The sequence below is a fragment of the Burkholderia sp. DN3021 genome (assembly GCF_049805555.1).
Taxonomy (GTDB): Bacteria; Pseudomonadota; Gammaproteobacteria; order Burkholderiales; family Burkholderiaceae; genus Burkholderia; species Burkholderia pyrrocinia_C.
In genome coordinates this window covers 123,409-145,082 of the sequence record NZ_JBNCAB010000008.1, presented here as the reverse complement: position 1 = coordinate 145,082, position 21,674 = coordinate 123,409, and the positions used below count along the sequence as shown (strand labels likewise).

22 protein-coding genes are annotated in these 21,674 nt (G+C 69.2%); 14 read left to right on the top strand and 8 right to left on the bottom strand.

Features of this window, described 5'->3' with window-relative positions:
• Positions 1 to 86: 86 nt before the first annotated feature.
• The gene (locus ACPUER_RS07265) at positions 87 to 1,007 is read right to left on the bottom strand and encodes a dihydrodipicolinate synthase family protein (RefSeq protein WP_011547925.1); all 921 of its coding nucleotides are present in this window, start codon (positions 1,005 to 1,007) and stop codon (positions 87 to 89) included.
• A 251-nt stretch (positions 1,008 to 1,258) separates the two neighbouring features.
• Between ACPUER_RS07265 and ACPUER_RS07260 the strand changes: the two genes are divergently transcribed.
• From ACPUER_RS07260 to ACPUER_RS07245, 4 genes are read left to right on the top strand one after another with little or no spacing between them, the layout of a single operon-like run.
• Positions 1,259 to 2,191 carry a 4-hydroxyproline epimerase gene (locus tag ACPUER_RS07260; protein ID WP_425130747.1) on the top strand — a complete coding sequence of 311 codons (933 nt, stop codon included), beginning with the start codon at positions 1,259 to 1,261 and terminating at the stop codon, positions 2,189 to 2,191.
• Positions 2,188 to 3,315 carry an NAD(P)/FAD-dependent oxidoreductase gene (locus tag ACPUER_RS07255; protein ID WP_175958898.1) on the top strand — a complete coding sequence of 376 codons (1,128 nt, stop codon included), beginning with the start codon at positions 2,188 to 2,190 and terminating at the stop codon, positions 3,313 to 3,315. The genes ACPUER_RS07260 and ACPUER_RS07255 overlap by 4 nt, the downstream gene beginning before the upstream one ends.
• Entirely contained in the window at positions 3,312 to 3,545 is a 234-nt protein-coding gene (locus tag ACPUER_RS07250) for a 2Fe-2S iron-sulfur cluster-binding protein (protein ID WP_175958899.1), read from the top strand. Before ACPUER_RS07255 ends, ACPUER_RS07250 begins: the two co-directional genes overlap by 4 nt.
• Positions 3,542 to 4,810, top strand: coding sequence for an FAD-dependent oxidoreductase (locus tag ACPUER_RS07245; protein ID WP_425130741.1), 1,269 nt, complete (start codon positions 3,542 to 3,544; stop codon positions 4,808 to 4,810). The genes ACPUER_RS07250 and ACPUER_RS07245 overlap by 4 nt, the downstream gene beginning before the upstream one ends.
• Positions 4,811 to 4,853: 43 nt before the next feature.
• Here the strand turns inward: ACPUER_RS07245 and ACPUER_RS07240 are convergent, their stop codons facing one another.
• The gene (locus ACPUER_RS07240) at positions 4,854 to 5,798 is read right to left on the bottom strand and encodes a LysR family transcriptional regulator (protein ID WP_175958901.1); all 945 of its coding nucleotides are present in this window, start codon (positions 5,796 to 5,798) and stop codon (positions 4,854 to 4,856) included.
• Positions 5,799 to 5,966: 168 nt separating this feature from the next.
• Here ACPUER_RS07240 and gtdA point away from each other — a divergent pair, with 168 nt between their 5' ends.
• The 8 genes from gtdA to ACPUER_RS07200 all read left to right on the top strand — a co-directional run bounded on the left by gtdA (position 5,967) and on the right by ACPUER_RS07200 (position 12,425).
• A complete protein-coding gene (gene gtdA / locus ACPUER_RS07235) occupies positions 5,967 to 7,013 on the top strand; it encodes a gentisate 1,2-dioxygenase (RefSeq protein ID WP_425130740.1) in 1,047 nt (348 codons plus the stop codon).
• An 86-nt stretch (positions 7,014 to 7,099) separates the two neighbouring features.
• Positions 7,100 to 7,798 carry a fumarylacetoacetate hydrolase family protein gene (locus ACPUER_RS07230; RefSeq protein ID WP_175958903.1) on the top strand — a complete coding sequence of 233 codons (699 nt, stop codon included), beginning with the start codon at positions 7,100 to 7,102 and terminating at the stop codon, positions 7,796 to 7,798.
• Between the two features lie 25 nt (positions 7,799 to 7,823).
• Complete coding sequence (gene maiA / locus ACPUER_RS07225; protein ID WP_310142774.1) at positions 7,824 to 8,465, top strand: maleylacetoacetate isomerase; 642 nt, start codon at positions 7,824 to 7,826, stop codon at positions 8,463 to 8,465.
• Positions 8,466 to 8,484: 19 nt separating this feature from the next.
• Positions 8,485 to 9,693 (top strand): 3-hydroxybenzoate 6-monooxygenase, encoded by a 1,209-nt coding sequence (locus ACPUER_RS07220; protein WP_425130739.1) that lies wholly within the window; start codon positions 8,485 to 8,487, stop codon positions 9,691 to 9,693.
• A 79-nt stretch (positions 9,694 to 9,772) separates the two neighbouring features.
• Positions 9,773 to 11,134 carry an aromatic acid/H+ symport family MFS transporter gene (locus ACPUER_RS07215; protein WP_310142772.1) on the top strand — a complete coding sequence of 454 codons (1,362 nt, stop codon included), beginning with the start codon at positions 9,773 to 9,775 and terminating at the stop codon, positions 11,132 to 11,134.
• Between the two features lie 86 nt (positions 11,135 to 11,220).
• Positions 11,221 to 11,571, top strand: coding sequence for a metalloregulator ArsR/SmtB family transcription factor (locus ACPUER_RS07210; RefSeq protein ID WP_310142771.1), 351 nt, complete (start codon positions 11,221 to 11,223; stop codon positions 11,569 to 11,571).
• Positions 11,561 to 11,995 (top strand): YeeE/YedE family protein, encoded by a 435-nt coding sequence (locus tag ACPUER_RS07205; protein ID WP_310142770.1) that lies wholly within the window; start codon positions 11,561 to 11,563, stop codon positions 11,993 to 11,995. The genes ACPUER_RS07210 and ACPUER_RS07205 overlap by 11 nt, the downstream gene beginning before the upstream one ends.
• Before the next feature lies 1 nt (position 11,996).
• Positions 11,997 to 12,425, top strand: coding sequence for a DUF6691 family protein (locus ACPUER_RS07200; RefSeq protein WP_425130738.1), 429 nt, complete (start codon positions 11,997 to 11,999; stop codon positions 12,423 to 12,425).
• A gap of 150 nt (positions 12,426 to 12,575) precedes the next feature.
• On the opposite strand, the gene ACPUER_RS07195 is transcribed toward ACPUER_RS07200, so the two are convergent.
• Positions 12,576 to 12,926: a hypothetical protein gene (locus ACPUER_RS07195; RefSeq protein ID WP_425130737.1), complete on the bottom strand. Its 351-nt coding sequence runs from the start codon at positions 12,924 to 12,926 to the stop codon at positions 12,576 to 12,578.
• 194 nt (positions 12,927 to 13,120) lie between these two features.
• Between ACPUER_RS07195 and ACPUER_RS07190 the strand changes: the two genes are divergently transcribed.
• Positions 13,121 to 14,614, top strand: a complete 1,494-nt coding sequence (locus ACPUER_RS07190; RefSeq protein ID WP_425130736.1) for a PLP-dependent aminotransferase family protein — start codon at positions 13,121 to 13,123, stop codon at positions 14,612 to 14,614.
• 60 nt (positions 14,615 to 14,674) lie between these two features.
• Here the strand turns inward: ACPUER_RS07190 and ACPUER_RS07185 are convergent, their stop codons facing one another.
• The 3 genes from ACPUER_RS07185 to ACPUER_RS07175 form a co-directional block, all read right to left on the bottom strand.
• Positions 14,675 to 14,950, bottom strand: a complete 276-nt coding sequence (locus ACPUER_RS07185) for a hypothetical protein (protein WP_175958912.1) — start codon at positions 14,948 to 14,950, stop codon at positions 14,675 to 14,677.
• Between the two features lie 133 nt (positions 14,951 to 15,083).
• The gene (locus ACPUER_RS07180; protein WP_425130735.1) at positions 15,084 to 16,448 is read right to left on the bottom strand and encodes a cytochrome-c peroxidase; all 1,365 of its coding nucleotides are present in this window, start codon (positions 16,446 to 16,448) and stop codon (positions 15,084 to 15,086) included.
• Positions 16,445 to 17,908, bottom strand: a complete 1,464-nt coding sequence (locus ACPUER_RS07175) for a metallophosphoesterase (RefSeq protein WP_425130734.1) — start codon at positions 17,906 to 17,908, stop codon at positions 16,445 to 16,447. Before ACPUER_RS07175 ends, ACPUER_RS07180 begins: the two co-directional genes overlap by 4 nt.
• A 182-nt stretch (positions 17,909 to 18,090) precedes the next feature.
• Between ACPUER_RS07175 and ACPUER_RS07170 the strand changes: the two genes are divergently transcribed.
• Positions 18,091 to 18,939 (top strand): class I SAM-dependent methyltransferase, encoded by an 849-nt coding sequence (locus ACPUER_RS07170; protein ID WP_425130733.1) that lies wholly within the window; start codon positions 18,091 to 18,093, stop codon positions 18,937 to 18,939.
• A 106-nt stretch (positions 18,940 to 19,045) separates the two neighbouring features.
• Here ACPUER_RS07170 and ACPUER_RS07165 read toward each other — a convergent pair whose 3' ends face one another.
• Entirely contained in the window at positions 19,046 to 19,357 is a 312-nt protein-coding gene (locus tag ACPUER_RS07165) for a hypothetical protein (RefSeq protein WP_175958916.1), read from the bottom strand.
• A gap of 61 nt (positions 19,358 to 19,418) precedes the next feature.
• The gene (locus ACPUER_RS07160; RefSeq protein ID WP_425130732.1) at positions 19,419 to 21,440 is read right to left on the bottom strand and encodes a BCCT family transporter; all 2,022 of its coding nucleotides are present in this window, start codon (positions 21,438 to 21,440) and stop codon (positions 19,419 to 19,421) included.
• Positions 21,441 to 21,674: the final 234 nt, after the last annotated feature.

Below are 21,674 nucleotides of genomic sequence, written 5' to 3'. Positions count from 1 at the left end.
AAAACCCCCCCCCCCCCCCCCCCCCCCCCCGCCCGCCCCCCCCCCCCCCCCCCCCCCCCCCCCCCCCCCGCCGCAGGGGAAGTCGATCAGAGACCGACGTCGGGCAGCGCCGGGCGCGTTTCGAGCGCCTTCGCGACGATTGCCTTCACTTCCGCGAGCGTGTCGCCCTGCAGCGCGAGGCGCGGCGGACGCGTGATCGCGCTGCCGCGGCCGACCAGCTCTTCGCACAGCTTGATGCACTGCACGAGGTCGGGGCGCGCGTCGAGGTGCAGCAGCGGCATGAACCAGCGGTACAGCGCGAGGGCTTCGTCGAAGCGTTTCTGCTTCGCGAGGCGGAACAGTGTCTCGCCTTCTTTTGGGAACGCATTCGACATGCCCGACACCCAGCCTTCGGCGCCGACCGCGATGCTCTCGACCACGACGTCGTCGAGGCCCGCGAACAGCACGAAGCGATCGCCGACCGCGTTGCGCAGGTCGATGAAGCGGCGCGTGTCGCCCGACGAATCCTTGAAGCAGACGATGTTCTCGCAGTCCTGCAGCGCGATCAGCACGTCGGGCGTCACGTCGTTCTTGTAGATCGGCGGGTTGTTGTAGACCATCACCGGCAGGTCGGTGCTCGTCGCGACCGCGCGGAAGTGCGCGGCGGTTTCATGCGGCTTCGCCGAGTAGACCAGCGCGGGCATCACCATCACGCCGTCGACGCCGACGCGCTGCGCTTCGCGCACCGTGTTGCGCGCGAATTCGGTCGTGAATTCGGCGATGCCGGCGATCACCGGAATCTTGCCGCCGGCTGCGTCACGCGCGGCCTCGATCACCTGCAGCTTCTCGCTCGTCGACAGCGACGTGTTTTCGCCGACCGTGCCGCAGACCACGAGGCCCGACACGCCGTCGTTCACCAGGTTCTTCACCACGCGGTGCGTGGCGTCGATGTCGAGGGAAAAGTCCGGCTTGAACTGGGTGCTGACGGCCGGGAAAACCCCGGTCCACTGAATGGCTTTGCGGCTCACTGAAATCTCCTACGTTCGTATCGGTCGGCCGACAGGTGTGTCGGTGTGGCAACCAGTATCGCCGCGCAAATGCCCATCACGCTTGAGTCGTATCGCGGAGCAAAATGACGAAATCGGCACAGCGGCCGGCAGGGGCGCGAAGGGCGCCTCGCACTATGCCGATTTCGTCGTCGTCCTCATCGAAAAGCCACAAGCGGACGGACGCGCGACAGAGGAAGCTATGCTCCTTTCCCCACTTCGGACGGCTCATGATGAAGCGCATCCAGATCATCGATTCGCACACGGGCGGCGAACCCACTCGGCTCGTCGTGTCCGGTTTTCCGTCGCTCGGCAACGGCACGATGGCCGAGCGACGCGACGTGGGGGGGGGGGCGCCCGCGGGTTTTCGCACCGCGTGCATCCTCGAACCGCGCGGCAGCGACGTGCTGGTCGGCGCGCTGCTGTGCGAGCCGGTATCGCCCGACGCGGCGGCCGGCGTGATCTTCTTCAACAATAGCGGCTATCTCGGGATGTGCGGGCACGGCACGATCGGCGTCGTGCGCACGCTGCATCACATGGGGCGCATCCGGCCCGGCGTGCATCGGATCGAAACGCCTGTCGGCACCGTCGAGGCGACGCTGCACGACGACCTGTCGGTCAGCGTGCGCAACGTGCCCGCGTATCGCCACGCGAAGGGCGTCGCGGTCGATGTGCCGGGTTACGGCCTCGTGAACGGCGACATCGCGTGGGGCGGCAACTGGTTCTTCCTGATCAGCGACCACGGGCAGCGCGTCGCCGGCGACAACGTCGCGGCGCTCACCGCGTATGCGTCGGCGGTGCGCGAAGGGCTCGAACGCGCGGGCATCGCCGGTGCGAACGGCGGCGAGATCGACCATATCGAGCTGTTCGCCGACGATTCCGAGCACGACAGCCGCAGCTTCGTGCTGTGCCCGGGCCTCGCATACGACCGTTCGCCGTGCGGCACCGGCACGAGCGCGAAGCTCGCGTGCCTCGCGGCCGACGGCAAGCTCGCGCCGGGCGCCGTGTGGCGGCAGGCGAGCGTGATCGGCAGCGTGTTCCAGGCCAGCTACGAGCAGGCCGACGGCGGCATCGTGCCGACGATTCGCGGCAGCGCGCACCTGAGCGCGGAAGCGACGCTGCTGATCGAGGAAGACGATCCGTTCGGCTGGGGCATCGTGTCGTGAGCAACGCAAGTACCGACGTCGTCGTGATCGGCGCCGGCATCGTCGGCGCGGCGTGCGCACACGAACTCGCGCAGCGCGGGCTGCGCGTGCTCGTCGTCGACGACGCGAGCGGCGGCGCGACCGGTGCGGGGATGGGCCACCTCGTCGCGATGGACGACAACGCGGCCGAGCTCGCGCTGAGCCATTACTCGATCGAACTGTGGCGCGCGTTGAGCGGCGAGATGCCGGAAGGCTGCGCGTACCGCAACTGCGGCACGCTGTGGCTCGCGGCCGACGCGCACGAAATGGATCTCGCGCGCGCGAAGCAGGCGACGCTTGCCGCGCACGGCGTGGCCGGCGAGCTGATCGACGCGGCGACGCTCGCGCAACTGGAGCCGATGCTGCGCGCGGGCCTGGGCGGCGCGCTGAAGATTCCCGGCGACGCGATCCTCTACGCGCCCGTCACCGCGAACTGGCTGCTGCAGCGTGCCCCGCGCATCACGTTGCGCCGCGACCGGGCCGTTGCGGTCGATGGCACGAGCGTGACGCTCGCGAGCGGCGACACATTGCGCGTGGAACGCGTGGTCGTCGCGAACGGTGTCGCGGCCCGCACGCTGCTGCCCGAGCTGCCGCTGCGCCCGAAAAAGGGCCATCTGCTGATCACCGACCGCTATCCGGGCCGCGTGTCGCACCAACTCGTCGAGCTTGGTTATGCGGCGAGCGCGCATGCGAGCGACGGCACGTCGGTCGCGTTCAATGTGCAGCCGAGGCCGACCGGCCAGTTGCTGATCGGCTCGTCGCGCCAGTTCGACACCGAGGACGCCAGGGTTGAGCCGCCGGTGCTCGCGCGGATGCTGCGCCGCGCGGTCGGCTACCTGCCGGATCTGGCCGACCTGAACGGGATCCGCTCATGGACAGGGTTCCGTTCCGCGAGCCCCGACGGCCTGCCGCTGCTCGGCGAGCACCCGGCGCGGCCGGGCGTGTGGCTCGCGGTCGGGCACGAAGGGCTCGGCGTGACGACCGCGCCGGGCAGCGCGCGGCTCGTCGCCGTGCAGATGGCCGGCGAACGGCCGCCCATCGATATCGAACCGTATTTGCCGGGACGCTTCCTGACCGCGTCCCCCGTAGCCGGAGCGCTGACATGATCATTCATCTGGACGGCCGCGCGCTGACGGTGGCCGACGGCGCGACCGTCGCGGCCGCCGTCGCGGCGAGCGGCGACGACACGACGCGCGTGTCGTGCACGGGGGCGGCGCGTGCGCCGTTTTGCGGAATGGGCATTTGCCAGGAGTGCCGGATGACGATCGACGGCCGCCGCCGGCTGGCTTGCCAGACGCTGTGCCGCGACGGGATGCAGGTGGAGCGCATCAGATGAAACAGGAACGACTGAGTGTCGACGTCGCGATCGTCGGTGCGGGCCCGGCCGGGCTGTCGGCCGCGCGGGCCGCCGCGCAAAGCGGTGCAACGGTTGCGATCGTCGACGACAACCCGCGCGCGGGCGGGCAGATCTGGCGGCAAGGCGCAGCGGCCACGCCGGTTTCGGCCGCCGCCGAACGCCTCGCCGTACTACGGCAGCCGAACGTCACGCACCTTGCAGCGACGCGCATCGTCGCCGAAACGCAACCGGGCACGCTGCTGCTCGAGGACGACGAGCGCGGGCTGCTGCTCGATTTCCGGACGCTGATTCTGTGCTGCGGCGCACGCGAGCTGCTGCTGCCGTTCCCGGGCTGGACGCTGCCGGGCGTGACGGGGGCGGGCGGCTTGCAGGCGCTGATCAAGTATGGCCTCGACGTGCGTGGGCAGCGCACGGTGATCGCGGGCAGCGGGCCGCTGCTGCTGGCGAGCGCGGCGACGGCACGTCAGGCCGGCGCGCGGGTGTCGCACGTGCTCGAACAGGCAGCCTGGGGCAATGTGGCCGGCTTCGGTGCGGGGCTGTGGCGCTGGCCGTCGAAGCTTGCGCAGGCCGCGAAGCTCGTCACGGCCGCCTATCGGCCGGACGCGCACGTCGTCGAAGCGTTCGGCGACAAGCGGCTCGAACGCGTGCGGATCCGCCAAGGGGATCGCGAGTTCGACGTCGACTGCGACCGGCTCGCGTGCGGCTTCGGCCTCGTGCCGAACACCGTGCTGCCGAGCCATCTCGGTTGCCGGATCGAGAACGGCGCGGTGGCGGTCGACGCGCACCAGCGTACGAGCCGAGACGGGTGCTTCGCGGCCGGCGAGTGTACGGGCGTCGGCGGCAGCGAGCTGGCGATGGTCGAAGGCGAAATCGCCGGTTATGCGGCGACCGGGCAGACGGCGCCGTTGGCCGCGCTCGTCGCTCGTCGCGCGCACTGGCAGGCTTTCGCAGATGCCGTACGCGAGCGTTTCGCGATCCGCGAGCCGATCCGCCGGCTTGCGCGGCCCGACACGCTGCTGTGCCGCTGCGAGGATGTGCGTTTCGACGCGGTCGCGCAGGAGCCGGGCTGGACGGCCGCGAAGCTGCAGTCGCGCTGCGGGATGGGCGTATGCCAGGGCCGTGTTTGCGGCGCGGCCGCGCAGGTGCTGTTCGGCTGGACGCCGCCGGTGCCGCGCACACCGCTCGTGCCCGCGCGGGTCGGCACGCTGATGCTGGACGGCACGGCGTCCTGCGACGGCGCGTGACGCGTCGCAGTGAAGCGGCCCGGTCGATGCCGGGCCGCGCCATTCACTTGACCTTCACTTTCTCCCATCCGCCCACCTGAGGCGCCGCGCAGGCGCGCAGGCACTCGATCGTCGCGGCCACGGCCGCGCGATTCGCGCTGTCGGGGTGCCAGTACATCGACACCGCGCCCTGGCCCTCGAGCGCCATCGGCAGGATGCGGATCGCGTTCAGTTGCGCGAAGCGCTGCGCGGCGCGGTGCGACGCGACGCCGAGCAGGTCGGTGTTGTTCAGCAGCGTGAGGTTGAGGATCGACGAATTCGATTCGACGCAGTGCGGCGGCCGCACGCGGCCGGCGGCCGTCAGCGCGGTTTCCAGCGCGTTGTGCACGGGTGTGCCCGACGGCCACACGATCCACGAATAGGCGAGCACGTCGTCCCAGCCGACCGAAGCCGCGCCGGCAAGCGCGTGCCCGGGCCGCGCGACGAACACGACCGGATCGACATACAGCGCTTCGGCGTGCAGATGCGGATCGACGGATGTCGAACCCGAGCGGCCCACGACGATGTCCAGTTCGCTGCGCGCAAGCTGCGGCATCAACTGGTTCATCGTGCTTTCGGTGAGCCGCACCTGCGCGCGCGGCATCCGTTTCAGCAGTTGCGACACCGCGAGCGGCACCGTGTCGGCCGCCGCGACGCCCGACGTGCCGATCGTCACGAGGCCGCTGCCGCCTTCGCGCAGTGCCGCCATGTCGTCGCGCGCGATGTCGAGCTGTGCCTCGACGCGACGCGCGTGCTCGATCAGCGCTTCGCCGTACGGCGTCGGCCGCAGGCCGCGTGCATGCCGCTCGAACAGCGGCAGCCCGACATCCTCCTCCAGTTCCTTCAGCCATTTCGACAGCGCCGGCTGCGTGGTCGCGAGCGCGACCGCCGACTGGCTCAGATTGCCGGTGCCGGCAAGGCTAAGCAGTACCTGCAAATGCCGCAATCGCAGCCGGTGGGTCCAGTCCATCGCATGCCTCGTCGCGAGAAGGTATATCAAAAATCATATGGATCAGATGATTTGACCATTTTACCGGGTATGGCTGCGTCGAATATAAATCGGCTAACGGACTGCAACACGGTCCCCGACCCGACAGACACAGCGCCGACGCCGATCGGCCGACTCCAAGGAGACATCATGACGACCCGCCATCCGGACGTGCCGCGCGCCGCCTACTACGCACGGATCGCCGAGCAGCGCCTGGCGCCGTTGTGGGAATCGCTGCACAACCTCGTGCCGAAATCCCCGCAGCCGGCCGCGCAGGCCGCGATCTGGAAGTACGCGCAGGTGCGCGATCTCGTGATGCAGGCCGGCAGCGTGATCAGCGCGGAAGAGGCCGTGCGCCGCGTGCTGGTGCTGGAGAACCCGGGGCTGCCCGGCAAGTCGAGCATGACGCCGAGCCTGTATGCGGGCCTGCAGTTGATCCTGCCTGGCGAGATCGCGCCGAGCCATCGGCATACGCAGTCGGCGCTGCGCTTCATCGTCGAAGGGCGCGGCGCGTGGACGGCGGTGAACGGCGAGCGCACGACGATGCATCCGGGCGACTTCATCATCACGCCGTCGTGGGCGTGGCACGACCACGGCAATCCGTCGGAGGAAGAGGGCGGTGAGCCGGTCGTGTGGCTCGACGGGCTCGACATCCCGCTCGTCGCGAGCCTCGACGCGGGCTTCGCGGAGAACTACCCGGAAGCCGTGCAGCCCGTGAGCCGCCCGGAAGGCGACAGCTTCGCGCGCTTCGGTCACAACATGGTGCCGGTGCGGCATCGCTTGAGCGATCCGACGTCGCCGGTGTTCAGCTATCCGTATGCGCGTACCCGCGAGGCGCTCGACACGCTGTACCGGGGCGGCGAGCTCGATGCGTGGGACGGCGTGAAGCTGCGCTATGTGAACCCTGCTACGGGCGGCTGGCCGATGCCGACGATCGCGACCTTCATGCAGTTCCTGCCCGCCGGTTTCGACGGCCGCACGTACCGCAGCACCGACGCGACGATCTACTGCGTCGTCGAAGGCAGCGGCACCGCGCACATCGGCGTCGATGCGTTCGCGTTCGAGCCGCACGACATCTTCGTCGCGCCGTCGTGGGCGCCCGTGCGGCTGTCGGCGTCGTCCGACAGCGTGCTGTTCAGCTATTCCGACCGGCCCGTGCTGTCCGCGCTGAACCTGCTGCGCGAAGCGCGCGACTGACGCCGGCCGGTTTCTTCATCGATTCGTTTTTCGTGCGCCGCCGCGCGGCGCGCGTCCCTTTCTTCATGCCTACGCTGGAGCCGTTCATGACTTTCGTTTTCCCGCCCGAAGCCCCCGTGGCGCTTCCCGTCGCCGGCAGCGACGCCCGGTTCGCGGTACGCCGCGTCTATTGCGTCGGCCGCAACTACGCGGCCCATGCACGCGAAATGGGCTTCGATCCCGATCGCGAGCCGCCATTCTTCTTCTGCAAGCCGGCCGATTCGATCGTGCCGGTCGCGTACGGCGAAACGCTCGATCTCGCGTATCCGTCGCAGACGCAGAACTACCACTACGAAGCCGAGCTCGTCGCGGTGATCGGCAAGGGCGGCGCGGACATCCCGCTCGAGCGCGCGCTCGAGCACGTGTGGGGCTACGCGGTCGGGCTCGACATGACGCGCCGCGACCTGCAGATGAAGATGCGCGAGATGGGCCGGCCGTGGGAGATCGGCAAGGCGTTCGACCGCTCGGCGCCGATCGGGCCCGTGCATCCGGCGAGCGAAACCGGCCATTTCGAGCAGGGCGGCCTGTGGCTGACCGTCAACGGCGCGACGAAGCAGAAGAGCGACGTGTCGCACCTGATCTGGTCGGTTGCGGAGACGGTTGCCGACCTGTCGAAGTTCTTCCGTCTCGAACCGGGCGACGTGATCTTCACGGGCACGCCCGAGGGCGTCGGCGCGGTGGTCGCGGGCGACGTGATGAAGGTCGGCGTCGAGCGGCTCGGCGAACTGACCGTGCGCGTGGTCTGACGCGTTTTCCTCGAAAGGTCACATCGTGCAACTGCATAGCTTCTTCAACAGTTCGACATCCTATCGGGCGCGCATCGCGCTCGCGCTGAAAGGGCTGCCGTACGACACGCTGCCCGTGAACATCCGCATCGGCGAGCATCGCGACTCCGATTACGTCGCGCAGGTGAACCCGTCGGCATCGGTGCCCGCGCTGGTCGACGGCGATTTCCGTCTCGGCCAGTCGCTCGCGATCCTCGATTACCTCGACCAGATCCATCCGGAACCGCGGCTGATTCCGCTTGAACCGCGTCGTCGTGCACGCGTGCTGGAACTGGCGGCGCTGATCGCATGCGACATCCATCCCGTCAACAACTTGCGCGTGCTGCGCTATCTCGACAGCGAGCTGAAGGTCACGCCGCAGCAGAAGACCGCGTGGTACCGGCACTGGATCGCGGAAGGGATGGCCGGCGTCGAGCGGTTGCTCGCTCGTGCGGACGAGGGCCCGTGGTGCTTCGGCGACGCGCCGACGCTGGCCGACGTGTGCCTGGTGCCGCAGGTCGCGAACGCGTTGCGGATGGATTGCGACCTGAGCGCGTATCCGCGTTGCCTCGCGGTTTATGAACACGCACGGCGCGAGCCGGCTTTCGAGGCTGCGCAGCCGCAGCGGCAACCGGATTACGTCGCGTAACACGAAGCAGGAGACAGACATGGGCGAGACAAACAACAACGGCCGGCGCGTACTCGTGATCGGCGGCGGTATCGGCGGGCTCGCGGCGGCGCTGGCGCTCGCGCGCCAGGGCATTCGCGTGAAGCTGCTCGAACAGGCCGGGCAGATCGGCGAGATCGGTGCGGGGATCCAGCTCGCCGCGAATGCGTTCAACGCACTCGATGCGCTGGGCGTGGGCGAGGCCGCACGCGGCCGCGCGGTGTTCACCGACTGGCTGCAACTGATGGATGCGGTCGATGCGCACGAAGTGGTGCGCATCGATACGGGCGCCGCGTACCGCGAGCGCTTCGGCAATCCGTATGCGGTGATCCATCGCGCGGATATTCACCTGTCGATCTACGAGGCCGTCAAGGATCACCAACTGATCGAATTCCGGACGAGCACGCAGGTGTGCGGGTTCGAGCAGGACGGCAACGGCGTGACCGTGACCGACCAGTACGGCGAACGCCATCGCGCCGATGCGGTGATCGGCTGCGATGGCGTGAAGTCCGTGATCCGTCAGGCGCTGATCGGCGACGCGCATCGCGTGACGGGGCACGTCGTGTATCGCGCGGTGGTCGATACCGACAACATGCCGAAGAATCTGCGGATCAACGCGCCGGTCGTGTGGGCCGGTCCGCATTGCCATCTCGTTCACTATCCGCTGCGCGGCGGGCGGCAATACAACCTCGTCGTCACGTTCCACAGCCGCGAGCAGGAGGCCTGGGGCGTGCGCGAGGGCAGCAAGGAAGAAGTGCTGTCGTACTTCGACGGCGTCCATCCGTTGCCGAAGCAGATGCTGGACCGCCCGACGTCGTGGAAGCGCTGGGCGACCGCCGACCGCGATCCGGTCGAACGCTGGAGCGTGGGCCGTGCGACGGTACTCGGCGACGCCGCGCATTCGATGACGCAATACCTCGCGCAGGGCGCGTGCCAGGCGCTCGAGGATGCGGTGACGCTCGGTGCGGCAGTCGCGCAGGTCGACGGCGATTTCGAGGCTGCATTCGCGCGGTATGAACGCGTTCGGATTCCGCGCACCGCGCGCGTGCTGTATTCGGCACGAGAAATGGGGCGGATCTATCACGCGAAGGGTGTCGAGCGGCAGGTGCGCAACGGGCTCTGGGCCGGACGCACGCAGGCGCAGTTCTACGACGCGCTCGACTGGCTGTACGGCTGGCGCGCGGAGGATTGCCTGAAACCCGTCGCGTAACGCGCGCTTTCAGCCCGATTCAGGCGGCGCGCATTTCAACTACGTGACGCGCGACCGCCTTCATGGAGGAGACACCATCATGGCCGATACGCTGTCCATCGACGTCAGCAAATGGATCGACCGGCATCGCGTTGCGCCGTTTCAGGCCGCGATCGTCGTACTGTGCTTTCTGATCGTCGCGATCGATGGGTTCGATACCGCGTCGATCGGTTTCATCGCGCCCGCCATCCGCGCGGAATGGGGCTTGTCGCCTGCGCAGCTCGCGCCTGTGTTCGGCGCGGGGCTGGCCGGGCTAATGGCCGGCGCGCTCGCGTTCGGGCCGTTCGGCGACCGGTTCGGCCGCAAGCGCCTGCTGCTCGCGTGCGTGGCGTGCTTCGGCATCGCGAGTGCGGCGTCGGCGAGCGCGGGCGGCTTGACCGAGCTGATCGCGTGGCGCTTCGTGACCGGGCTCGGGCTCGGCGGCGCGATGCCGAATGCGATCACGCTGACGTCCGAATACTGTCCGGCGCGGCGCCGCTCGATGCTCGTGACGACGATGTTCTGCGGCTTCACGATCGGCTCCGCGCTCGGCGGGCTCGCGGCCGCGTCGCTGATCGAGCATCACGGCTGGCGCGCGGTGCTCGTCGTCGGCGGGGCCGCGCCGCTGCTGCTCCTGCCGATGCTCGCGTGGCGGCTGCCGGAATCGGTACGCTATCTCGTCAATACCGGGGCGGCGCCCGAGCGGATCGCGGCGATGCTCGGCCGGATCGAGCCGGATCCGCATCTCGCGCACGCATCGTTCATCGCGCCCGCCGGCAAGCCGGCCGGGTCGCCGCTCGGCCGCCTGTTCGGCGCCGACCTGCTGCGCGGCACGCTGCTGCTGTGGCTCGCGTTCTTCATGAGCCTGCTCGTGATCTACCTGCTGTCGAGCTGGCTGCCGACGCTGCTGCGCACGACCGGCGCGACGCTGCAGACAGCCGCGCGCGTGACCGCGATGTTCCAGGTCGGCGGCACGCTCGGCGCGATCGTGCTCGGCTGGCTGATGGACCGCTTCGATCCGCACCGCGTGCTGGCTTGCAGCTATGCGGCGGCCGGCGTGTTCGTCGCGGCGATCGGCGTGTTTGCCGCGTCGCCGTGGGGCGCCGCGCTCGCCGTGTTTGCGGCCGGTTTCTGCGTGTCGGGCTCGCAGGTGGGGGCGAACGCGCTGTCGGCCGCGTTCTATCCGACCGAGTGCCGGACCACGGGCGTGAGCTGGGCGAACGGGATCGGCCGCGGCGGGTCGGTCGTCGGCTCGATGGCGGGGGGCGCGATGCTGGCGATGGGCGTGCCGCTGTCGACCGCGTTTGCCGTCGTCGCGGCGCCGTGCGTGATCGCGGCGATTGCCATGCTGGCGCTCGGCGTGGTTCGCGCCGATGCGGCGCGTGCGTCGAGCGCCGACGGGATTGCGGGCGAGCAAGCCTGAACGAAGGAATGTCGATGGGGCAGCAGCAAGAATCGATATTATATAAATTGATATAATATCGATTCTTTAATTGTTGTCCCGCCCCGATGAACGACGATCTTCCCGCCGGGCTGCCCGAGCCCGACCAGATGCGCGCCGCCGCCGAATCGGCCTGTGCGTTCCTCAAGGTGCTGTCGAATCCCGACCGGCTGCTGCTGCTCTGCGAACTGTCGCAGGGCGAGCGCTGCGTGGGCGATCTCGAGACGACGCTGGACATCCGCCAGCCGACGCTGTCACAGCAGCTCGGTGTGTTGCGGGACAGCGCGCTGGTCCGCACGCGCCGCGAAGGCAAGAACATCCACTATTCGCTCGACAGCCCGGCCGCGATCGCGGTGATGGGCGTGCTGTACGAACAGTTCTGCGGCCCGGCCGCGAAGGGGACGCGCGATGCAGTTTGATGCGATTCATTTCACACCGTGGCTGTCGCTGGCCGGCGGCGTGCTGATCGGGCTCGCGGCCGCGTGGCTCGTCGCGTTCAACGGCCGGATTGCCGGCATCAGCGGCATCGTCGGCGGCCTGTTCACGGTGGGTTCCGGAGAGCGCGACTGGCGCGTCGCATTCGTCGCCGGGCTGATCGCCGCACCGTTCGCGATGCGCGTCGCCGGAGCCGGCCTTACGCCGCAGATCGACGCAAGGTGGCCCGAGTTGATGGCGGCCGGCCTGCTGGTCGGGATCGGCACACGATACGCGGGCGGATGCACGAGCGGCCACGGCGTGTGCGGGATGTCGCGCGGCGCGCTGCGTTCGGTGGTCGCGACCGCGACCTTCATGGTCGCGGGCTTCGTGACCGTATTCGTGCGCCGGCACGTGCTGGGAGGCTGACATGCAGGCAGGATTCGCGTTTCTGGCGGGGCTGCTGTTCGGCGTCGGCCTCATCGTGTCGGGCATGGCCAATCCGCAGAAGGTGCTCGGCTTTCTTGACCTGGCGGGCCGCTGGGATCCGTCGCTCGCGTTCGTGATGGCCGGTGCGACGGGCGTTGCCGTGTTCGCGTTCGCATGGGCGAAACGCCGGACACGGTCGTGGCTCGGCTTGCCGATGCAGTTGCCGGCCTTGCGGGCGATCACCGTGCGCCTGGTCGCCGGAAGCGGCGTGTTCGGCATCGGCTGGGGGATTGCCGGGTTCTGCCCGGGGCCCGCGATCGTGTCGATCGGCTTCGGGTCGGCCAAGGGGATCGGGTTCGTCGTCGCGATGCTGGCCGGGATGGCGATATTCGAGTGGGTCGAGCGTCGCAGGAGCAGGAACGCGCGGTGACGCGGTGGTTGCCGCGTGCCGGGTAGGCCGCGGCTGCGAGTGGCTTACCCGGATGAGGGCGGCTGGAACGGAGCGCGTTCGCTCGTTGCCGCGATGATTCGGTGGCTGTGTGGCCGTCTCCACGAGTTGGTGAATCGGCAAGTTGCGACGTCAGGAATGCTCGCGCACATGATGGCCGCCGCGCACCCGCCCGGACAGCCGGCGCAGGATCGCGCGGCACGCCGCGAGCACGCCTCTGCGGCCGGCAGGCTCCACAACCGCCGTGCTGACCGCGCCGGCGCCGCCGACCGACAACGCCACGTGACCGGCCGTCTCGAGCATCAGGCATTCGCCTTCGTCGAGCACGCGGCGAATGTAATGCGGCGCGTCGGGTAGCCAGTCGAGCCCGCCGTGACGCAGCGTGACCGCGAGCGCACCGTCCAGCACGATCACCTGGCTGCCCTTGTCGAACCACGCAAAGTGGTTTTGCCCGGCGTCGAGCCGGATATGTTGCGTCCGCATGGCGATCCCTTTTCCCGGTTGCGCGGCCTCGCGACGGCGAGGCGACAGCGTGCAGTCAGGTTAGGGAAACAGGCGCGGGCACGACAGATTCAGGGGACGGGAATCTGTTGCGGTGCAGGTGCCGATTTTGCGTCGCTGTATCGGTGGGTTTTCCCCGAATCTGTATCTGGCGCGCCCCTGGTCGCGCGGGCACGATGGCCCGCATGACGCCTTTCGCCGACGCATCCCGTACGCCTTTGCCGATGGACGGCGAGCCACTTTACGAACGGCTCGCCGAACATTACCGCCGCATCATCGCGGCCGGCACGCTGTCGCCCGGCGACCGGATGCCGTCGGTTCGCGCATTCATGGCGCAGCACGGCGTGAGCCTGTCGACCGCGATCCAGGCATTCCGGCGGCTCGAGGATACGGGCTGGTGCGAGGCGAAGCCGCGCTCGGGCTACTTCGTGCGGCGCCGCGCGTCGGCCGTGCTCGAAACGCTGCCGGAAAGCGACGGGCCGCCGCTAAGCGTCGAGCCGCCGTTCGCGGGCCTGCACGAACGTGTGTCGCGCGTGATCGACCGCGCGAATACGGCAACCGATGCGTTGAATCTCGGCGGCGCGTCCGCGCTGGCCGCGCTGTATCCGACCGAGCGCCTGCAGGCGCTGGCGATCCGGCTGCTGCGGCGCAAGCCGACGCTGCTGACCGACGCGGGGCCCGTCGGCGGTTCGCCCGAATTCCGGCAGACGATGGCCAAACGCGCGCTGTCATACGGCGTGACCGTGTCGCCGGACGACGTGATGTCGACGAGCGGCGGCGTCGATGCGGTGAATCTCGCGCTGCGTGCGGTGGCACGCCCAGGCGACACGATCGCGATCGAATCGCCGGCCTTCTTCGGCTTGATCCAGTTGCTCGAAAGTCTCGGTTTGCGCGCGCTGGAAATCCCGGCCAGCCCGACGACCGGCCTGTCGATCGAGGCGCTCGAAGTGGCGCTGACCGCGTATCCGGACATTCGGGCCGTGGTCGTCGTACCGAACCTGCAGAACCCGCTCGGCTGCGTGATGCCCGACGAACGCAAGGCTGCGCTCGTCGCGCTGTGCTCGCGCCACGGCGTGGCCGTGATCGAGGACGAGCCGTATCGCGAGCTCGTCGAGGCGCCGCAGGCGGTCAAGCCGGCCAAGGCATGGGACAGCGACGGCACGGTGATCTACTGCCCGTCGTTCAACAAGGTGCTGGCCCCCGGGATGCGGCTCGGCTGGATGACCGCAGGGCGCTGGCATGCGCGCGTGAAGATGCTGAAGTTCGCGCACAGCCGGCACAACGCCGCGTTGCTGCAGGCCGTTGCGGCCGAATTCGTCGGCTCGGGCGCGTTCGATCGCCATCTGCGCCGGTTTCGCGAACAGTTGCGCGTGCAGCGCGATGTGACGATCGACGCGATTGCACGGCATTTTCCGGCCGGAACCCGGATGAACCAGCCGCGGGGCGGGATGCTGCTGTGGATCGCGTTGCCGGAAGGCGTGCGTTCCGACGCGCTGTTCGATGCCGCGCTGGCGCATGGAGTAAAGATCGCGCCCGGTTCGATCTTCTCGAATTCCGACCGCTTCGACGCTTATATCCGGCTTGCGTGCACGCGCGTGTTCGATGCGGCGCACGAGGCGGCTTTCGAAACGCTCGGCCGCCTGATACGCGATGCCGCGGCGGCCGCATAAGCACGGCGGCTGCCGGCCGTGCTCGCGCATGCGGGATCGCTCCGGCGGGCCGCTGCCGTGTCAGCGGCCCGCCGAGTGCGAAGCGAGGTGCTGGCGGATCAACGACAGGTAACGATCGCCGACCGAGAAATCGCGTGCGACGCGCGGCCGTTCCGCGTGGCGGAGCGTGGCCGGCGCGCTCATGCCCAGATACCGGCAGACGGCCGACGGAAACGGCTTGCGCGTATGCCCGAGCTGGCGCGCCGCGCGCTCGACGCGGGCGTCGCCGACCTGGGCACGAAGCCACGCCAGCACTTGGCGATCGGTGTCATTGACGATACGGACCAGATGTTCCATCGCGCACCTCACTGTTCATAAATACAGTACTGTAAATATAACCAGTGTTTGCGGCGGCCGCAAGCGGGCGTGCTTGCGGCTGGCCGTTCGGCCAGGGTTAGCGCGTCGGCGGGGTGGTTCGGCGGTCCGGCGATCAGGCAATCCGGGCGGCAGGGGCGGCAGCCGCGGCGATGCCCGTATAGCGCGCGTCGGTCAGCGTGCCGAGGAACGCGACGATGTCGTCGATTTCCGCGTCGGTCAGCGCGGGCGGCGTGCCGGGCCGGCGGTTCATCGGCGTCGAGTTGACGTTGATGTTGCCGCGATAGGCGGCCGGCACGTCGTCGAACGTCCCGGCGCCGTGATACCAGAAGCCGGGGTCGGTCGAGCGCGTGTTGTAGAACGCGACCGCGTCGCGCAGCGTCGTGAACACGCCGTTGTGCATGAAGGTCTGCTTGACTGCGACGTTGCGCAGCCCCGGCGTGCGCAGGTAGCCGCACCATTGCGTCGGCTCGGGCCAGCGCAGCCGCCGTGCGGTGTCGCACAGCCCGTTGTCGAAATGGCGCGGATCGCGGTTCGCAGGCAGCGCGCGGTTGCGTGGCACGGCGATCGCGTCATAACCGAAATCGGTGAACAGCGAGCGCTCCGGGCGGCTCGACGTGTCCGACAGCGTATGGCAGGTCATGCAGTTGCCCTTGTCCGGATTCCGGAACAGCGCGAGGCCGCGCATCTCGGCCGGTGCGAGCGGTTTGCGCGTGCGCAGGAACGCGTCGAAGCGCGACGTGAACGGTGCCATCTCGTCGCTTTGCAGATAGGCTTCGACAGCCGAACCCAGCGCGCGCACGAGTTGCTCGGGATCGCGTCGCACCGGCGCGCCGAAGCGCGCGGCGAGATCGGGCGCGAGTTCGGTCGCATTGACCTTGCGCAGCAGCGCGGCAGGCGACCGGTTGTTCATCTCGTCCGGATCGAACAGCGGCCCGCGGATCTGCTCGGCGAGCGTATCCGCGCGGCCATCGCTGAACAGTCCGCCGAACGGCGACGGCGCGGGCGCATCGTCGTCCTGGTAGAAGTGGCGGCGCGGCACGTAGCGCACATAAAGCAGCGACGGCGCATTGCGCCGGCTGAAGCGCCCGGGCCGGCTGCCTTCCGGCACGCCGGGCCCCGCGAGCGAAGCCGCCGACAGCGTCGGCGCGAACGCACGGCCCGGATCGTGGCAGCCCGCGCACGACATGCCGCGCGGCTCGGACAGCCGCGGGTCGAAGAAGATCCGGCGGCCGAGCGCGACGAGCGTCGGGTCGGGCGCGAAGCGCGCGGTGGCCGCGTCGATCTTGCCCGTCACCTGCGGCGTGCCGTTGCCGATCGTGTCGACGACGCGCGACGGCGGCGCGCCGGGGAGCAGGATCGTTTCCGACGGAGCGGCGTGCGCCGCCAGCGCCAGGCCGGCGAGCACGGCCGCGGCAAGCGTGTGCAGCGTTTGCCGGCCACGCGCAACGCGGCCGGCATCTCGAACCTCTTCACTCACGGCGCAATGAACCCCGTCTTGTCGCAGGCGAGCGTCGTGCCCGACTGGTTGCACGACGCGAGCAGCTTGCCTGCCGCCGAATACGCACGGAACACCCAGCCCGTCGCGGGTGCCGCACGGCGTTCCATGATCAGGAAGCCGAAGCTGTTGTTGTGCGACAGCCGCTCGATCACGGCGCCCGGTGCCGGCGTCAGGCCGGCCGGGAACGGGTCGGGCAGTGCGACGTCGAGGTTGTCGCCGCCGTTGCCGGACACGATCGTCGCCGGGTGCCCGGACGAAAAGTTGATCGCCTGGAAGTCGTGCACGTGACCGTGCAGCGCGACGTGTACGCCCGGCGGGTAGTACGCCTGCGCGTTGAGGCTCGCCATCACCGACTGCAGCGCGAGGTTGCCCGGTGCGGGCGTGCTGCCGGCGATCGGCGCGAATGCGAGGATCGGATGATGGTTCGTGAAGATCGTCGTCGTCATGCCGGCCTTCGACGCGAGCGCGGCCACCGTCTGGAACTGCTTCTGGTAGATGCCGAATTGCGCGTCGGTCGTCTTGAGCGGCGTGCGGCCGACCTTCGCGGTGTCGAACACGATCACCTGCGAGCCGCCGCCGAGCGACACCGCATAGGGTTCCGAATAGTTCGCGTTGGTGTCGTTGGCCGGATCGTCGCACGAACGGGCGGCCGAATACGGGCGCGGATCGAGGAAGCGGTACCAGCCCTGGCCTGCGCGCGCGCATTCCTCATGGTTGCCGCGCACGACGACCCACGGCGCCTTCGCGAGCAGCGGTGCGGCCGGGCGGAACAGGTCGGCCTGCCACGTATCCCAGCCATAGCCCCACGGGCTGTCCTTGCAGCCGGCGATGTCCGGCGGGCATGCGTTCTCGCGATAGTGGTAGTCGCCGACGTGCAGCACCAGGTCGGGCGACAGCTTCGCGACGCTGGCCGCGATCGTGTCGAACGGCCAGACCGTCGCGTGGTTGCACGCCTGCCATGCGTTGTCGGCCTTCTTCATTCGGCAGCCGGTGTCGGCGATGATCGCGATGCGCTGCGGCTGTGCCTTCGGCAGCGGCAGCGTGCGGCCCGCGACGCTCGCCGCCTGTGCATCGGCCGGCAACGTCGTTTCGCAGACGGAGACCGGGAAGCTCGACGGCTTCGAATCGGCCGGGTCGCTGGCGGTCGGCCGCTGGGCCGGGGTCGCGGCGCCGGCGCGCAGCGTCATGCGCGACAACTTGCCGTCGACGGTCAGTTGCGGACACAGCGGATCGCCGGCCGACGCGGGAGTGTAGTTCGTGATGACGCGCGCGATCGCCTGGTTCGCGTCGCCGATCTCGACCCATGCGGCCTGGACGTTGACCGACGCACTGGCCGGGTCGGCCGGCGAATCGATGTGATTCGAGCACGCGGACAGCGCGGCGAGGGCAACAAGGGGGGCGCAGCGCGCGAGCAGTGCACGCGGGAGGAGTCGTCGCATGGGAGGCACCGTAGGAAAGTCGTCAACGATACGCAGCACGAATGTAAGAAATGTGAAAAAAAACGGGGGCGCGGCGGAGTGCTCGTCTACGCGCCGGGTTTCGCGGCCGAGGTCTTGACCTCAAGCCGGCTTGAAGCAGCACAGTGTGCTTTATGACCAATGAACCAGAAAGGGAATCGACGATGGAAACCAACCGGCCCAACGACGAACAATCCGCGCTGTGGAATGGCCCGTCAGGGCGTGCATGGGTCGATGCGCAGGCGCCGATCGACCGGATGTTCGAGCCGTTCGAGGCGCTGCTTGCCGATGCGGCGGCCGCGTCGTCGGCGCGCAGCGTGCTCGATGTCGGCTGCGGCACGGGCGCGGTCACGCTTGCGATCGCGCGCCGGCTCGGCACGTACGCGCAATGTACGGGAATCGACATCTCGGCCCGGATGATCGATGCCGCGCAGGCGCGCGCCGAACACATCGGCCTGCGCGCCCGCTTCGTGTGCGCGGACGTGCAGATTCATGCATTCGAGCCCGCGAGCGTCGACCTGATCGTGTCGCGCCTCGGCGTGATGTTCTTCGACGACCCGGTCCGGGCCTTCGCGAATCTGCGGCACGCGGCGCGGCCGGACGCGCAGATGCGGTTCGTCGCATGGCGCAGCGCGGCCGACAACCCGTTCATGACGACGGCCGAGCGGGCCGCCGCGCCGTTGCTGCCGAACCTGCCCGCGCGCCGGCCCGGCGCGCCGGGGCAGTTCGCGTTCGGCGATCGGCAGCGGATGGCGTCGGTGCTGTCGGACAGCGGCTGGGCCGATATTGCGATCGAGCCGGTCGACAGGACGTGCGTGTTGCCCGAGCCCGCGCTGGACGACTACATCGCGCGGCTGGGCCCGGTCGGGCTCGCGCTGCTGGAGGCGGACGATGCGACACGGCGGCGCGTGGTCGAGACGGTGCGTGTCGCGTTCGAGCGTTACGTGCACGGCACGGAGGTGCGTTTCGACGCTGCCTGCTGGCTCGTGACGGCGCGCGCGCCGTCCGCGTGACGCGTTGCGATAAAGCGGATCAGGGCAGGCGCGTCGGCCGCCTGTTGGCTCCGCGTGTTGCCGTTCGCGCTTGACTGACGAAGCCGCGCCGCGCGACATGTACGCGTCAGCGTTTCCGCGCGCGCAGCATCAGCCACGCGCAACCTCCGGCAACCAGCGCGAGGCCGAGCAGGACGGCTTCGACGCCGAGCGCGAAGCCGGGCGGCATTTCACCGCTGTTCGGCACGGGCGACAGGTTGCCGCCCATCGCGATGGCGCCGCCGGCCAGCAGCGCCATGCAGACGATCCAGTAGGCCTTGCCGCGCGGCGCCGCGGCCCGGATCCGCCACAGCGCGATGCCGGCTCCGCCGAGGTAAAGCACGGCGAGCGTGCCGAGCGCGACGAGGTCGGCGGCGCGGCTTTGCAGGAGCCCGCTCATCGTGCGGCTCCGCCGAACGCGGCCGGCCAGCGGGGCGCAGCAAGGGCTGCGGCGTGCGTGCTCATTCGGCCTCCGTCGCGTGCCCCGGCGCGCGGCTCAGCAGATGCGTACGCTTGTCGGCCGCGAGCGACACGTAGCGTTCGTACTGGCGCAGCACGTCGGCGATCACTTCGTCGCCGCGCAGGTATTCGACGTCGTAGCCGAGCCGACCATCCTCGAAGAACGTGACGATCCCGTACACGTGCGCACGCGCCGCTTTCGGCTCGGCCGCCTCGCGCATCAGGAACGCGGCCGCGGATTTCACCGTCACGCGCACGCCGTACACGAAATCGCGGTGCTCGGCGGTCGGCACGGCGAGCCGCACGGCGTCGTCGCTGTCGCGCTGCACGTGCGCATCGACGCCGCTCGCGCGCAGTTCGTCGGCGACCCTGCGCAGCGCGGGCTCGACCGTCTCGGCGACGAACTGGCGCGCCTCGGCCTCGGTCGTCTGCCGCAGGATGTGCGTCAGGCGGTGGCGCCAGTGCTGGCCGGTCCAGTAGCTCGCCGCAGGCGCGATCTCCTGCGAATAGTGCGCGCGGTCGGCCGCGAGCCCGCGCCACAGCCCGTAGCAGAGCGCGAGCATGATGATGGCGACCGGCAGCGCGGCGATCAGCGTCATCGCCTGCAATGCGCCGAGCCCGCCGGCGACGAGCAGCACAGCGGCCGTCACGCCGAGCAGCGCGGCCCAGAACAGCCGTTGCCAGACGGGCGAATGCGCGTTGCCGCGCGTCGCGATCTGGTCGATCACGAACGCGCCCGAATCGGCGGACGTGACGAAGAACACCGCGATCAGCACGATCGCGGCGATCGACAGCAGTTGCGACAGCGGCAGGAAATCGAAGAAGCGGAACAGCAGCGCATCGACGTTGGTGGCCGTTTGCGCGAGTGCGCCGGCCGCGCCGTGCGTGTCGAGCCAGATCGCGCTGTTGCCGAACACGGTCATCCACACGAGGTTGAACGCGGTCGGCACGAGCAGCACGCCGATCACGAACTGGCGGATCGTGCGGCCGCGCGAGATGCGCGCGATGAACATGCCGACGAACGGCGACCACGAGATCCACCACGCCCAGTAGAGGATCGTCCAGCCGCCGAACCAGCCTTCCTCGCGCGGCGACGCATACGCATAGGTGCGAAACGACAGGTCGACGAGATTCGACAGGTACTGGCCGATGTTGTCGCCAAGCGCGCGGAACAGGAATGCCGTCGGGCCCGCGACGACCACGAACGCGAGCAGCAGGAACGCGAGCAGCAGGTTCAGCTCGGACAGCCGGCGCACGCCCTTGTCGAGGCCGCTCGCGGCCGACAGGCCCGCGAGCAGCACCACGATCGCGACGAGCCCGATGCGAAACAGATTGCTGCCGGTGTCCCAGCCGACGACCGTATGCAGGCCCGCGCTCATCTGCATCACGCCATAGCCGAGCGTGGTCGCGATGCCGGCGACCGTGCCGACCAGCGCGAATGCATCCACGGTATGGCCGATCCAGCCGTTCACGCGTTCGCGCAGCACCGGATACAGGCCCGAGCGCAGCGTCAGCGGCAAGTTGTAGCGGAACCCGAAATATGCGAGCACGAGCCCCATCAGCCCGTAGATCGCCCACGCATGGAAGCCCCAGTGGAAGAAGGTCATCAGCATCGCCTCGCGCGCGGCGGCGGGCGTGCCGGGGTCGACGGTCGGCGGCTTCAGGAAGTGCTGCATCGGCTCGCCGACGCCGAAATACATGAGGCCGATGCCCATGCCGGCCGCGAACAGCATGGCCGTCCACGACACGAAGCTGAACTCGGGTTCGGCGTCGTCGGGGCCGAGCCGGATGTTGCCGAAATCGCTCGCGGCGATCAGCACGAGAAACACGAGGAACGTGGTGACGGCCAGGACGTAGAACCAGTCGAAGCGCATGACGACCCATTGCTGGCCGGCGGAGAACAGCGTGCCGGCTTCGCTCGGGAGCAGCGCACAGACGGCCAGCAGCGCACCGATGACCGCGAGCGCGGGCAGGACGACCTGCGGCTTGAATGTCGTGCGCGGGGAGGGACGGGAATCCGGCATGTCGGGCATCCAGTTGTGGGCGCAACGAGGCGCGACGCCGTCCGGCGCGCACGTTGCGCGGCGGACCCTGCTACGGCGTGCGTCGAGTGTACCGCGGTGTCAGGACTGCAAGAAGGTGCATGCAGAAGGGAAAAACCTGACGGATTGTAAGGTATCGGGGCGATCGAGAAAACCCGCGCGGTTTGCGCGGCGGGCGAACGGGACGTGGAAAGCCCGGTGGACGCCGGGCTTCCG